Here is a 13,735-nt window from a genome sequence, read left to right on the forward strand (position 1 = left end):
AAGAGGGCTCGATTTTATGCGTTTGCGTCTAAAACAAGTTGGAAATAAGTGGGAAGTTCAGAAAATTGTACCAGTTGGGTCTTATCTTCTTGCTTAAAATAATACTGATAATTTGGAGTGTCTAAATGGTTATCTAGATATTGGGTTGCATCTGTAAACTGTGCTTTTGCAATCGGCTTATCTTTCTTGCATTTAATAATAACAGGATTTACGGAGTTTAATTTTACAGGAACACCATTTTCAAATTTAGCAGTTTCAATCAATAAGGAAATTTTGAAATCTCCGAAGGTTACGCAGAAGTGGCCTCCATTTTCTGTCTTAATTTCTCTGTCAGAGAAAAGTTCTTTAAATAAATTCTTAAGGGATTCTCTGTGTTTATCTAAGGCAACTTGAAATTCATGATCTCGTTGCTCGATCTTTTCTTGCTCTTCTTGTAGCAATTTGGCTTGCTTTTCAATTGTTGTAAAATCCAGCTTCATTTTAATATCTCCTTTAGTTGTTTTAAAACTATATATGGCAATCTTTTATTAAGTTTTAAAGAAACATACAGTATTTGTTACAACGGAATAATTAAGATGAGCTTTTGTATAAATCATCACAAATATAAAAAATATTTTGAAAATATAAGAACTTAAAAAAATGTTGAGAGATAATCTTTACATTTGGAAATGCTGCTACATATTAATAATAGATTTTTAATGTAGCAGCATATTTCTTATTTTGTACAATGTTTTATCATAAGTGGAGTGCTTTTAATTTTAAAAAATCCTCCGCTACTCATAACACCAAGCATCACTAAAACTGTTCCTAGCAACTGCCAGATATTGAGGGTTTGACCAGTAAGTAGAGCAATTATCATACTGAACACTGGCACAAAGTTAAAAAAGACAGAAGCACGACCAGCACCTAACTTTTGTATACCATTAAACCAGAATAGATAAGCAATCATGGTAGAACAGATAACAACATATCCCATAGCTAAGTGCGCATTAATAGGGGCAGATGCAATTGCTGTAAGAGGATCTTCAAATATAACACTCAACAAACCAAGTGTTATTGCCCCGAACATCATAGAGAAAGTTGTTGTTTCTAGGGGGGGTGGCATTTTTTACATAACGGCGAGATAGTACATTTGCTAGACAAAATCCAAATGCGCCCAATAATATAAATAGATCTCCAATGTCTATTTTGAGGTGCAGTAAAGTCGTTATATGTCCCTGACTAATCACCAGTAACACGCCACTTAAGCCGAATAAAACGCCTAAGAATTTATTAGTAGTAAGTTTTTCACCATCTAAAAGGATTGTCATTAATAGAGTCATTAATGGCGTAGTTGCCATAATCAAAGCACCGTTAACAGCTGATGTGGTTTGAAGGCCATAAAAACAGCCAATGTTGAAACCCGCAATTCCGATAACGCCAATAATAAGATAGATAACAAGATTTTCCCTTAAGGCTGTCCATCTAAGCTGACCCGTTATTGAAAAAATTACTAGCAAGCCTAGACTCGCAATTAAAAAGCGTTCAGACGCAGCAGATAACGGGGGCATATGTTGAATAATATAAGACATTGCATTAAATGCTGATCCCCAAAAAAACATTGTTAAGACAACACCAACATAGGCATAAGCCACCGTTCTGTTCATGGACAGGCTCCCATTAAGAAAGGTTTTATTCTCGGCAAATCTATAAAGGTGTACAATTCCATATTAATACACTTCTAATGTGAAAATTTGCACAATGATTGATTGGGAAAATTTGCATTACTTTTCAGTTTTTACCGAAGAAAAGTCACTTTCCGCTGCTGCCAGAAAATTGGGCGTAGACCATGCAACTGTGTCTAGACGAATTGCTCAGCTAGAACAAAATTTAAAACTTAAATTAGTTGATCGTAGGCCCCGGACATACATTCTAACTCCTGATGGGGAACGCCTTGCCCAGGTAGTTGCTCGTATGATGGAAGAAACTTTTTCTATTGAGCGTTTAACTCAGGTTGGTCAGCAAGAAGTAACGGGGATGGTTTCTATTAGTATGCCTCCCTTAACTGCTGCACATCTCATCATGCCTCATCTTGGTAAATTTTATCGTCATTATCCTCAATTAAAATTGCGGGTGCTTGGCGATGTTCATTATGTTTCTTTACAACATAGTGAGGCTGATATTGCGGTACGATTTGGACGTCCTAAAGATGAAAATTTAGTTGCTCGCAAAGTTGGAGAAGTGCCTTTTGGAATATATGCGGCACCAGATTATCTGGCTTCAACAGGACCTGAAAATTATGAATGGATTAGTGTGGAAGTAGGAGGGGTACATGGTCAAAAACAGCAGAAGTTGAAAGAAAGATTGAATCATAAAGAACCTATAATGGTTACCAATCATCCAGAGTTACAGTGGAGAGCTGCATGTGGAGCAGTGGGTTTAGCCGTCTTACCTGATTTTTTGGGACCGCTCAATAATTTAGTTAAATTACCCGATGATTATCCGATGAGTGCTGAAATATGGTTGGTAACACACGAAGATTTACGACATAGTCCTGCCATACGAGTAGTAATGGATTTTCTTGTGAGCTGTTTTGAACCTTTTAAAATATAATTTTTAATTAATAAACAAATAGATTGAGGCTTATTCATCAAAGTGATTTCATCTAGTTATCGGAAAAAAAACCTGCATCTTCACGTGCTTGTTTTAAAGCTAAGATAAATGATAGTAATAAAAGTAGGCCTATAAATAAAAGGAAAAGATCAACTTTACTGATTGCGTAACCTATACTTGTAGCTCCTAGACTCAATAATATAATACATAATATTTTCCAAAAAATGAGCATGTTACGTTCTAATAAAGCCTAAGAATGTTGTTTGTCATTGAAGGGGATTTCTAAATTTATTTATGTTTTTTTTATTATAGATTATGTAATTCTTTATAATTTTTTAAAATTACAGTTTTATTGATTTTGTTTAAGTGTTTGAAATAAATAAAATTTTAATTAAGATATGTAACCTAATTATTTCTTTTTTTTAGAATTAAGTTTTTATCAATTAATAGAATGATAATTCTTTAGAAACACTATAAAATAGGACTTTAAAAAATAAATTCATTTTTTAATTTATGTAAAACAAAGCCTTAGTAAAGCTATTTAAATTTTTGTTAAAAAAAAGACTTGATTTTTAAGCTAAATTTTGGAATTATAGTTATGCAAATTGTGATCTATTTCCCACAATTTGTATTTCAGGTTAAGTGGTTATCACTAATGCTCATTTGCTATTTTCGCTTATGAGCATTTTTTTATGGAATTTTTTAATTTAACTACAAAGTTGTTAAAAATATTAGGATTAAACTTTTTTAGCAGGTTTAAGCTTATGTATTTTTCATAAATGGTATTGGGATTAGTTAATCATATTGAATAGTCACTGTTGCTGTGGCTTTAACCTCACCTGCGGTCACATTGGTGGCGGTCTGATAATAACGGGCAGTTAAAGGAATATCATATTCAATAGTTGGTTGGAACTCACACTACCTATATTGAGTTTGGTTGCTTTTTGAATCGGCTTATTTGCTCCATTCATATTCCATAACAGTTCAACACCCACACCGTTAGCTTTGATTGAGTTCGAAGCACTGTTGTTAATCACCTGATTATTGGAGATATCAGAATTATAATCAAAACTTAAGCTGATCGTATTGCTCGTAGCGATACCAGAGTTGTTTTCACCCCCATTACATAAGATCGATAGATTAAAATTCTGTTCCCCTTGGGTTGACCCAATCGCTCGAAAGCCTGATTTCATCACGGTTGGAAGTTGAACTGGTGTATCTACACCATTTTGAATTTCACAGGAGGAGGAGGCGATGAGAATAGGGGCGTTACTCAATACAGTAGTTGTTAAAAATGGGCGATTTTGTTGACCGGATACATAATAGGTACTGTAACGTCCTGCTACTAATGCTCCTGAGCCTGTGGTCATGGCAGTTTTAATGACTTCCATAACAAAATACCCTGGTGAAAGCGTATATGCTGTATTTGGTGTTAATGTACGTCTATATGGATAATATCCAGAAAAATCTGAAGCATCTGCAGCCTCCCGATAAAGGCGAATGCCAATACCAGGAATATTGGTTGCATAGACATTATTGCCTATAGTACTAACAGGATAGTTTAAAGGGAGAGCTGCAATAATTTGATCACTAGCACGATTACAAGTGGCAGTTGAATTATTAGGGGATATTGTAAAAGTATTTCTTTGTAATATAGTTCCTATAGGGTCAGTTGGTTTTACGACGATTTTACCTATGTCCATCGGAATATCGACTGTAGTAAATCCCTTACTTAAATTACAATTTGCATGTGTGTGGCTATAAGCAAATAGGCTTAATGCAAAAAAGCTAATTATTATTAAAAACTTATTCATATACAGACTGCCTTTGTCATAATAATTGATTGGTTGTTGTGCTTTATTTGGTCCGTTAGGTCGTATTCAATTTCGCATTTTTCAGTACTCTTATCTCCCCATTTCACATATAAGTGGTTACGGGTTAACGGGGTTCTTAAATAAATACGGCTGCCTTGCGCAACAATGCCTATTACTTCGTTATCTTGGTTATAAACCTGTGCGGCAAAAGGTAAATGTGAGCTATCTAATCTTGTGGCACTAATAAAAAGTGCATAACCTTTTTTTGTGGAGAATTGAACTTTAGTAATCGAGCCTGCATAGGGAGCAATACGTAAGCTACTTTCCGCTAGCTCAACCTGTGTAGAGATATTTTGCGGATCAAGGCTAATGTCATTCATACGGTAAGGCGTAACATAGGGGATAACCGCATATCCCTTTTTGTTTATGCTGAGTCCTGGTGTATTACCGACTTGTGCTCCTGTTGCATCTGGTGCATAAACTAAAACCATTGTTTGAGCTTGATCTGGCCCAAACATAATTCCTTGGGAGTGGGCAACGATATTGCCACTCAAGTTAAGCATTTCTTGTTGATATGAGTCAGCGTAACTGAATGAAGCACCTAATGTTGTGTAGTTTGTCTTATAGTTGGCATTGATATTAAGATTCGTTTGACCACGGTCTTGACTGGAAATTGATGCACCATAATTCAAACGGCTTCCTGTAAAACCGCTAAAGCTCAAAATTTGGCTATCTTCATTTAGAAGACTATTAAAATTTAAAGAGCTTTTCTTAAAATCTAAGGGAAAGGATAGAGAAATGAGGTATTGAGTATCTTGGTCAGTTCGCCCGCCAGCTTCAATAGTTTCACTATTAATTGCAGAAAAACTATAAGTTAAATCTTTAAATTGATTGCTATAACCTAATTGGAATTGCTTATTAGTACTAGACTGGTTCCAATAGTTTGTCCACGAACCTACTAAATAGAAATTTCCCCATTGGTTTGGAAGAGCTTGATTTAAATTAAGCTGGAATTCACTTTTTTGCTTACCTACCGAAAAACTATCAATATTTTGCTTTTGTAAGTCTTGAATTAAAATTGCATCCCGTAGCTTGAGATAGTTTTCTGTTGAATATCTATAAGTTGCTAGTGTTAGGTTAGTATGCGTTGGAGAAAATAACTTATTGTAACTTAGACGATAACTTTGCCCTGTCATTTTAGCTTGATGGGAAAAATTGGCATTTGATTGAGTTGCATCAAAAGAAATAGCACCAACAGGCATTGAAAAAGCTGTACCTAACAATACAGAGAAATACTGCTGTGTTCCTTGAATTGCGCTATAAGTTGTAAGGTAATTGTTGATTCCACGTTGATATTTACCCTGTATTAACCATGGAGTTAATTTAATGTTTGGGTCTCGAAATTGTCCTAAGGTGAATGAATACCGACTCATTTGAGGACGCAGCATTTCAATGACAGAAGCATATGGAATAGAATATTTTTGAACTACTCCATTAGATTCAAGTACCGAAACTTGTAACTCACCTCCAAATCCTGTGGGATAAAGATCATTAATCTCAAAGTTTCCTGGTGGGACTGTAGTCTGGTAAATTAAATTACCTTGTTGTCTAACTTCGACTTTTGCATTGGTTTTTGCATAACCTCGAACTCTTGGAGCATAACCGAGCATACTATTTGGAAGCATTCGGTCATCACTTGAAATATTCATTCCACGATACGGCAAAGAGTCAATAAAATCGCTATTAGTAAAATGATCTCCTAAAGTCACAACACCGTGAATATCGGGAAATGCCTTTTGCACATATGTATTTGTCGAAGTATAAAAAGAATTATTAGATTGAGAATTAGATTGGCTTTGCCATTTCCATTGTCCATTATGGCGAAACTGCCAACTTGCTAAATTCGCTCCTAGATTCGTTGCCATAAAAGCATATGTATTTTCATGTTGTTGATTGACTATTCGATATGCTGTTGCGTTATAGCTTAAAAAAGCTGCATTAATACCTCTATCCCACAGATGTGGATCAATATAACCCTGTGCATTTTTTTCTAGAACCACTTGTGGGATCGAAATATCTATTCTTAAACGGGAACTATCAAATATGTAAGAAGCGTTATCTATCCATGAAGCAATAGCTTTACATGAAACAGAGGAAGTAGAAGCATTTTGATTCAGAACCTCAGCTTTTACTCCATATTCAAGGAGCATCGCTTCTGTAAAACATGTTTCAGCATTTGTGTTAGGAGCTGAGGCAGTAAATCGCATACGTCGTTTACCCAGCCATTGACCATTAACGTAGACATCTAAGCTATATTCACCAGGTAGGATAGGATTGCCATATTTGAAACGAGCTATATCAATTTTTTGTGCATTACCGACTAAGAAGTTGCTATCAAATTCAGCCTTTGTAAAATGTGGAATGTCAGTATTATTTTCAGCATATATAGCCATAGGCATGAATAGCGTAATACTTGAGACCACATACCAAGTAAAGGGACTTTTTAAACATATATAAGGTATAAACCATTTAGACATAGTTCTAGAGCCTATTCATGATAGGTTTTAAATCTTCTTAAGTAATACAATGAGGTTAGAATTTTATTGGGTGCTCAACTCGTCCACCGTAATCATTGATATACACAAAGCTCATATCTGCTAAGTTTTTATTTTTTAGTTTAATTTTATCCTCTGAAAAAGGGGCAATCATTAAGCCTTGTTGTAATAAGTCTGTTTTATGACCCTCACTTCCTTGAAAAATAGAAGTGATAGTAAGAAAGAATGGTGTCGGGTTTTTTATCATTAGATATTGATCATTTATTTTCCATTGAACTTTTTCACTAAGCTGTTCAATATTTTCTTTTAGATTTATAGGGCGATAAAAGAATTTAATTCGTGAACGAACAGCGAGCTGTAAAAAATTATTAGAAATTGGCAGGCTTTGGTCTTGTTGAGTTTTTCCTTCGGGTTTAGGAGGGATATCTAAAACATTAAGCCAAAAAATAGATTCTTGTTGTTGATTTAGTTGAGACGTAGTAGGTAAAGCTGTAATTCTTAAAGTTTGTCCCTTAGTTGCTTCTACTCGTGAAATTGGGGGCGTAATAATGAAAGGTACATTTGTTTCATCTGGTGTTGACTTTGCATTTCCATCATCGATCCATGCTTGAACAAGAGACGGAGCCGTGCCGTTATTACTCAGTTGTAATGTGATCTCACGGGCATTTGAAGGATAAATGACACGTGTGCCATGTAAAACAATTTCAGTATGACCTGTAGTAGTTAGCGCTACTTGCAGACAAACTAATCCCCAAAAAAATTTACGACCACGAAAAAGCATCAGTCATATTCTCAATAATAAATAATAGGTAGGAAATAGCTTCTATTCATGAATAGAAGCTTCAATTTTAATTTTATTGATAAATAATCGTGTATTTTACTTGCGATGTTACCGTACCAGCAGTAGAGGCACCTGTAGCATAATATTCAGCATAATAGTTAAGATCAGCACTACCGCCTGCTGAAACATTTACCCATTGTGAATTCGTTTGAGTTTCATTTGTCCCTGTAGCAAGTACAGGAATTACAGCGTTATTGCTGCCAAGTAACTGAATATTCACATTTGTTGCTGCACCAGAAGTTGCTTGGTTTAATAAACGACCCGTATTAAAGTCCACGGTTGCGCCTGGTTCAAAATAAGTTGCGACTTTACCTGCAGCGGCACAATTCGTTAAATTAATTTGAAAAGGGGTGCGACCAGCTACATCACCAGCATTTTTTAAGGTTTGAGATGAAACAGTAGGCAAATTGATTGTTAAATTTTTATCTCCAGTATCAATAGTACAAGTATTATCAGTGACAAGACCATTAATAGTAATTGTGCCATCTGCTGCTTGTGTATTTGCTATATTTAAGAGAGAAACTGTCGCCACCAAAATAAATTTTTTCATAAAATCCCCAGAATAGCTTTTTAAAATAAAATCCATTACTTTTCAGTAAGTTTATTCTGATTAAGTAAGGCGAATGAAATATATCATTTTTCAATCAAAAAACAAGAAAAACATTATATTTATATATATTTTGATTAATTGTTTTTATTAATGAAAATTAAAAAAATTATTTTTTATCATTTGGTGAAATAACTAATTAGTTTTTATTTAAAATAGAATTTAAAAAATAGTAATATATAAGTAATTGTATTCTAATGAATTAATGTAATTTTAAAATATTTAAGATAATAAAAAATCCAATATTTTTATATAAGTTATTGTTTTTAAAATATAAAATTGTTTTGCTTGTATCTTATAAATATATTTAATTTTTTTAAGAATTTTTTAAGATTTAATTCCTACTGTTTTAGTTGTCATTCAATAAAAGATAATCTGGAGTCCAGTTCCATGAATACTATGAAGTATAGCTATAAACCTAATTACTTTTTCTTTGCTCATAAATTAGTTTTATTTTTAAAGGATTATCTCATCAAGCATCCGACGGAGCAGCAAACAACGTTTAACTTACAAACGATTTATGACATCTTTAGCCATGATCTTGCTTCAAGTACGACAAACCTTGAAGGTATTTTAAATATTGCAGATGAATATGTCTTTGAAACAGAAGATGGTTTACTTCCACTAATTAGTAAGCATTCAGTCAATCTCAAAAATCATGTACTTTCTTTAGAATTTACGCCTCAAGCTTTGGCAAGCCTGTTGTCTGGTCATTCGTTGGTAAATCCTAAAGCAGCTTAGATTTTCTTTTAAGGTAGAGTGAACTCATATAAAATTCATAAAATTTATTTTTTAAGAGTTATTTATGAGTAAAGACTTTAAGGCCTTAACTTATATTGTGGATGATAATGTAGCAGATACAGTAACTTGGCTTTTACACCATCAAGATATTTTTGATTCTTTTAATTTTGATGTGTTGAGCCAAGAGTTCACAGTAACGCATGCTGCAGGGAAGGATATTATTCGAGTCGGAACCTTCCTGAATGCCACTTACGGAATATTAGTAACTTCTGTTTAAATAAAAAGCCCTGAATGATCAGGGCTTTTAAATCTTTTAATTTGAGTTAAGCACTCATTGCATCTACCGATAAATCAGCAACTGTTGGCTTTGGTTTTTCAGCTGTTAAACCTAGTTTATTAAATAAAGCTTGGTCTTTACCTTCACCGGCATTTGGTGTGGTCAGTAGTTTATCACCAGAGAATAATGAGTTTGCACCTGCCATAAATGCTAATGCTTGATCTGAATCACTTAATGACTCACGACCAGCAGACAAACGAATATAGCTATGCGGCATGATAATACGCGCCACAGCAATAGTACGAATCCACTCAATAACATCAAGCTTTTCAACATCAGCTAAAGGTGTTCCTTCAATTGGAACAAGCATATTGATTGGCACAGATTCAGGATGAATTGGTAGGGTAGCTAGTTCATGTAATAAACCAATTCGGTCTTCACGAGTTTCGCCTAAACCCACAATACCGCCACTACAAACTTTCATACCAGCTTGACGAACATAATCAAGGGTATTTAAACGATCATCAAAAGTACGAGTACTAATAATGTGAGAGTAATACTCACGAGATGTATCTAAATTGTGGTTGTAGTAATCTAAACCAGCAACTTTTAGGCGTTCTGCTTGAGATTGGTTAAGCATGCCTAAAGTCATACAGGTTTCCATACCTAATGCTTTAACTTCACGTACCATTTCTAAAACATAAGGCATATCGCGCTCATGTGGGTTACGCCAAGCAGCACCCATACAAAAACGTGAAGAACCGGAATCCTTTGCAGCTTTCGCTTCACTAATCACTTTTTCAACAGCAATACGTTTTTCTGCTTCTAGTTTTGATTCGTAATGTGCCGATTGTGAGCAATATTTGCAATCTTCAGGACATTTACCCGTTTTAATAGATAAAAGGGTACTGACCTGAATTGAATTGGCAGTGAAGTGCTCACGATGTACTTGTTGAGCCTTGAAAACTAAATCCAAAAAAGGTTGTTCATATAAAGCTTGGATTTCTTCACGATTCCAATCATTACGTAGAGTCATTGTCATATCCATGATGATGGCATTAATTCACTATACATAATCATACAGAATTCGTATTAAAGCTATAGGGCAAAAAACATCATTTTTTTAATTTGATAGCTGAAGTTGATTAAGTTGCTGTTCAATTGCCCAATCAATATGCACATTGACGATTTCGTCATGTAAATTTTTGCCATTTTGTAGTTGATCTACAATTTCTTTTGAATAAGGAGCATTTCCTAATCCGATTGCAATATTACGTTTAAATGATTGATAACCTGTGCGGCGGATAGGGCTACCTTCCGTATTGGCTAAAAAAGTGGCTTCATCCCACTGCCAGATGTCAAGTAGACTAATATTATCTAACCCATGTCTAGGATTAAAATCAGAAATAGATGCTGTTTTGGCAAAGCTATTCCAAGGACAAATTAATTGACAGTCATCACAACCAAATATTCGGTTTCCAATACCTGCACGTAATTCTTCAGCAATAATTCCTTTATATTCGATAGTTAAATAAGCAATACAACGTCTTGCATCTAACATATAGGGCTCGACAATCGCTTGTGTTGGACATATATCAATACAAGCGCTACAAGAACCACAATGTGCTGTGGCTGGCTCGTCAAAAGGTAGGTCGAGTGAAGTAAATAGCTCACCTAATACGAAAAAAGAACCTGACTTTTTATGAATGAGCAAAGTATGTTTACCTGTCCAACCCATTCCAGCACTTTCAGCTAATGATTTCTCAAAAATAGGCGCCGAATCTGCAAAAGGACGAGATTCAAAGTCACCAACTTTTTCACGAATTCGTGTTGCTAAAGTTTTCAATCGGCCACGCATGACTTTATGGTAATCACGCCCACGTGCATAGCGGGCGATAATGGCAGAGTTAGGTTCCAAAGGTACATATCGGGGTTTTGGAGATTCCACAAGATAATTCATGCGGACACAAATAATACTTTTTGTGCCAGGCACTAATAGTGTTGGATCAGCTCGCTTTTCTAGATTTTCTTCTAAATAGGTCATATCTGCATGATAACCACGTTCAATGTACTCCAAAAAACGTGGCATTTGCTCTTGAGCATCTGGTTTTGCGATGACACAATCAGCAAAACCCAAGTCTAATGCTTGAGCTTTGATCCATGCTTTTAATTCATGTGGATCAATTTGTTGCACTGTAATGCGTGATGTGTCGGAAGATGTCATAAACCAAAATGCAAGAGGATAATAATATGCAGGCGGTAGTTTACCATAGCGATGATATTCGAGCATGGGAGCGGCGCTGGTTTGCTGCGCAAAACTCATCATTAGGCTTAATGCAACAAGCAGCTTGGTCAATCACTCAACAGCTCATCGTACTTTTTGAAAATCATGCCACTAAGAATATCGCGGTCTGGTGTGGACAGGGTAATAACGCAGGTGATGGTTACTTTATAGCAAGTTACCTTAAACAAGCTGGATTTAATGTTGAAATCTTTGCAGCTCAATTGGGTGAGTCAGCCGATTTACATTGTGCAGCGCAATTTGCTAGAGAAATAAAAGTCCCAATTCACTCAAATTTTGAGATTAAAAGAACATTTGATTGTCATATTGATGCTTTATTTGGCATAGGTTTAAACAGAGAATTAAATATAGATTGGCAACAAGTGATACAAATATTTAATGAACAATTGGGCCTAAAAATTTCGATTGATATACCTAGTGGCTTACAAGCAAATACAGGACGAGTCTTACCCTGTGCAGTAAGAGCTAATCATACCTTTACTGTTTTAGGTCATAAAGCAGGACTATTTACAGGACAAGGTAAAGAGTACGCCGGACAAGTTCATTTAATTAATTTAATTCCAGTAGATCAAGAGCTAAAACCCTTAGCTTATTTGTCACCCACAAATATTAAACTTCCTCAACGTATGGCATTTGGTCATAAGGGAAGTTACGGGCATGTTTTAGTGGTGGGGGGACATGAGCAAATGGGCGGTGCAGTTATTATGGCTGCTGAAGCGGCCTTTCATGCAGGTGCAGGCAAAGTGACGGTGGTTTGTCATCGTAATCATCATCAAGCTATTTTGTCGCGGGCACCTAATATTATGCTTCGTGATATTAATGCTTTAGATGAAAACAGTATTAAAGAGATTCTATCTCAGGTCGATGCAATATGCTTTGGAATGGGATTAGGCCGTGACGATTGGGCAAAGCAGATTTACCAACAATGGTTTAAATTGTTAAGTCATAGTACACGCCTAGAAGTTGTTTTAGATGCAGATGCTTTATGGTTTCTGGCTAAACAGCCTGAAAAGTTAAATACACATATTTATGCCACACCTCATCCTGGAGAAGCTGCTACTTTACTTGGTTGCTCTACAGCGCAAATTGAAAATGACCGAATTGCTGCAATTTATGCCTTACAACAAAAATATGCAGGCCAGTGGGTACTTAAAGGAGCGGGTAGCTTAATTTTAGAAGATAATTTGTATATTTGTACGCAAGGTAATGCTGGTATGGGAACTGGTGGAATGGGAGATGTGTTAGCAGGAATGATTGCAAGCTTAAAAGCCCAGTTTCACAAAGGTATTGCATTACATGAGATAGTGACTCTGCATGCTCAAGCAGGTGATAAACTTGCAAAACAAGGTATGCGTGGTTTACAGGCCTACCAAATGAATCAAGCCATTACTCAGGTTGTAAATCAATAAATTTTAACGTCTACGACTGCTAGAACGGCTTCGTCCACGTGCCATACCACCTAAGGCATTTAAAACAGACAATTTGCTCATACTTCCCGATGCATGAGCATGGCAGATAGCAGCAGCAAGGGCATCGGCTGCGTCGGATTGAGGTTTAATGGTCAAATTAAGTAATCGCATCACCATCATTTGGACTTGTTCTTTATCGGCAGCGCCATAACCAACCACAGACTGTTTAATTTGACGGGCAGTGTATTCTGCAACTTGTAAATCTAAATTCACTAATGCGGCTATGGCAGCACCACGGGCTTGTCCTAGTTTTAAGGCAGAGTCTGGGTTTTGAGCCATAAAGACTTGCTCAACCGCAGCTTCAGTTGGACCATGAAATTTCACAATTCGCTCAATGCCTGCAAAAATACGTTTTAAGCGTTCTGGCATTTCTTGAGTTTCTGTTCGGATTGTACCGGCATCAACAAAACGCAGTTTACTACCATCTTTTTCAATGATTCCATAACCTGTTAAGCGTGAACCCGGGTCAATACCAATAATCAGTGCCATGTGAAGACTTATATAAATAGTTTAGAGAGTATTGTTACATAGCCAAAA

General features: G+C 35.7%; 12 protein-coding genes and 2 pseudogenes. 4 read left to right on the forward strand and 10 right to left on the reverse strand.

The window, feature by feature from the left end; genetic code table 11:
• Positions 1 to 14: 14 nt before the first annotated feature.
• On the reverse strand, positions 15 to 479 hold the full coding sequence (locus ACXM0J_RS07465; protein WP_086264527.1) for a hypothetical protein: 465 nt from the start codon (positions 477 to 479) through the stop codon (positions 15 to 17).
• Between the two features lie 236 nt (positions 480 to 715).
• Positions 716 to 1,646, reverse strand: a pseudogene (locus ACXM0J_RS07470) (DMT family transporter).
• A 94-nt stretch (positions 1,647 to 1,740) separates the two neighbouring features.
• Here ACXM0J_RS07470 and ACXM0J_RS07475 point away from each other — a divergent pair.
• On the forward strand, positions 1,741 to 2,592 hold the full coding sequence (locus ACXM0J_RS07475) for a LysR family transcriptional regulator (RefSeq protein ID WP_086264528.1): 852 nt from the start codon (positions 1,741 to 1,743) through the stop codon (positions 2,590 to 2,592).
• Positions 2,593 to 2,644: 52 nt separating this feature from the next.
• On the opposite strand, the gene ACXM0J_RS07480 is transcribed toward ACXM0J_RS07475, so the two are convergent.
• From ACXM0J_RS07480 to ACXM0J_RS07500, 5 genes and pseudogenes are all read right to left on the reverse strand, one after another.
• Positions 2,645 to 2,824: a hypothetical protein gene (locus ACXM0J_RS07480; protein ID WP_086264529.1), complete on the reverse strand. Its 180-nt coding sequence runs from the start codon at positions 2,822 to 2,824 to the stop codon at positions 2,645 to 2,647.
• A 563-nt stretch (positions 2,825 to 3,387) separates the two neighbouring features.
• A pseudogene (locus tag ACXM0J_RS07485) lies at positions 3,388 to 4,406 on the reverse strand (fimbrial protein).
• Complete coding sequence (locus ACXM0J_RS07490) at positions 4,403 to 6,943, reverse strand: fimbria/pilus outer membrane usher protein (protein ID WP_479750373.1); 2,541 nt, start codon at positions 6,941 to 6,943, stop codon at positions 4,403 to 4,405. The pseudogene ACXM0J_RS07485 and the gene ACXM0J_RS07490 overlap by 4 nt, the downstream one beginning before the upstream one ends.
• 55 nt (positions 6,944 to 6,998) lie before the next feature.
• Entirely contained in the window at positions 6,999 to 7,742 is a 744-nt protein-coding gene (locus ACXM0J_RS07495; RefSeq protein ID WP_086264531.1) for a fimbrial biogenesis chaperone, read from the reverse strand.
• Between the two features lie 73 nt (positions 7,743 to 7,815).
• On the reverse strand, positions 7,816 to 8,352 hold the full coding sequence (locus tag ACXM0J_RS07500; protein ID WP_438357832.1) for a fimbrial protein: 537 nt from the start codon (positions 8,350 to 8,352) through the stop codon (positions 7,816 to 7,818).
• A 447-nt stretch (positions 8,353 to 8,799) separates the two neighbouring features.
• Here ACXM0J_RS07500 and ACXM0J_RS07505 point away from each other — a divergent pair, with 447 nt between their 5' ends.
• Together ACXM0J_RS07505 and ACXM0J_RS07510 are read left to right on the forward strand one after the other, a co-directional pair.
• A complete protein-coding gene (locus ACXM0J_RS07505; RefSeq protein ID WP_017386793.1) occupies positions 8,800 to 9,150 on the forward strand; it encodes a hypothetical protein in 351 nt (116 codons plus the stop codon).
• A gap of 64 nt (positions 9,151 to 9,214) precedes the next feature.
• Positions 9,215 to 9,427: a hypothetical protein gene (locus tag ACXM0J_RS07510; RefSeq protein WP_086264533.1), complete on the forward strand. Its 213-nt coding sequence runs from the start codon at positions 9,215 to 9,217 to the stop codon at positions 9,425 to 9,427.
• A 46-nt stretch (positions 9,428 to 9,473) separates the two neighbouring features.
• Here ACXM0J_RS07510 and bioB read toward each other — a convergent pair whose 3' ends face one another.
• Together bioB and queG are read right to left on the reverse strand one after the other, a co-directional pair.
• Positions 9,474 to 10,463 (reverse strand): biotin synthase BioB, encoded by a 990-nt coding sequence (gene bioB, locus ACXM0J_RS07515; protein ID WP_017386794.1) that lies wholly within the window; start codon positions 10,461 to 10,463, stop codon positions 9,474 to 9,476.
• Positions 10,464 to 10,550: 87 nt separating this feature from the next.
• Entirely contained in the window at positions 10,551 to 11,651 is a 1,101-nt protein-coding gene (gene queG / locus ACXM0J_RS07520) for a tRNA epoxyqueuosine(34) reductase QueG (RefSeq protein WP_213034384.1), read from the reverse strand.
• 26 nt (positions 11,652 to 11,677) lie between these two features.
• Between queG and ACXM0J_RS07525 the strand changes: the two genes are divergently transcribed.
• On the forward strand, positions 11,678 to 13,138 hold the full coding sequence (locus tag ACXM0J_RS07525; protein ID WP_086264534.1) for an NAD(P)H-hydrate dehydratase: 1,461 nt from the start codon (positions 11,678 to 11,680) through the stop codon (positions 13,136 to 13,138).
• Positions 13,139 to 13,141: 3 nt separating this feature from the next.
• Here the strand turns inward: ACXM0J_RS07525 and ruvC are convergent, their stop codons facing one another.
• On the reverse strand, positions 13,142 to 13,687 hold the full coding sequence (gene ruvC, locus ACXM0J_RS07530) for a crossover junction endodeoxyribonuclease RuvC (RefSeq protein WP_086264535.1): 546 nt from the start codon (positions 13,685 to 13,687) through the stop codon (positions 13,142 to 13,144).
• Positions 13,688 to 13,735: the final 48 nt, after the last annotated feature.

This window comes from Acinetobacter sp. GRABPA_MV_2 (assembly GCF_056725885.1).

Coding starts and splice junctions, on each gene's coding strand:
- ACXM0J_RS07465 (WP_086264527.1), bottom strand. CDS start 479: ATGAAGCTGGATTTTACAACAATTGAAAAGCAAGCCAAATTGCTACAA.
- ACXM0J_RS07475 (WP_086264528.1), top strand. CDS start 1,741: ATGATTGATTGGGAAAATTTGCATTACTTTTCAGTTTTTACCGAAGAA.
- ACXM0J_RS07480 (WP_086264529.1), bottom strand. CDS start 2,824: ATGCTCATTTTTTGGAAAATATTATGTATTATATTATTGAGTCTAGGA.
- ACXM0J_RS07490 (WP_479750373.1), bottom strand. CDS start 6,943: ATGTCTAAATGGTTTATACCTTATATATGTTTAAAAAGTCCCTTTACT.
- ACXM0J_RS07495 (WP_086264531.1), bottom strand. CDS start 7,742: ATGCTTTTTCGTGGTCGTAAATTTTTTTGGGGATTAGTTTGTCTGCAA.
- ACXM0J_RS07500 (WP_438357832.1), bottom strand. CDS start 8,352: ATGAAAAAATTTATTTTGGTGGCGACAGTTTCTCTCTTAAATATAGCA.
- ACXM0J_RS07505 (WP_017386793.1), top strand. CDS start 8,800: ATGAATACTATGAAGTATAGCTATAAACCTAATTACTTTTTCTTTGCT.
- ACXM0J_RS07510 (WP_086264533.1), top strand. CDS start 9,215: ATGAGTAAAGACTTTAAGGCCTTAACTTATATTGTGGATGATAATGTA.
- bioB (WP_017386794.1), bottom strand. CDS start 10,463: ATGACTCTACGTAATGATTGGAATCGTGAAGAAATCCAAGCTTTATAT.
- queG (WP_213034384.1), bottom strand. CDS start 11,651: ATGACATCTTCCGACACATCACGCATTACAGTGCAACAAATTGATCCA.
- ACXM0J_RS07525 (WP_086264534.1), top strand. CDS start 11,678: ATGCAGGCGGTAGTTTACCATAGCGATGATATTCGAGCATGGGAGCGG.
- ruvC (WP_086264535.1), bottom strand. CDS start 13,687: ATGGCACTGATTATTGGTATTGACCCGGGTTCACGCTTAACAGGTTAT.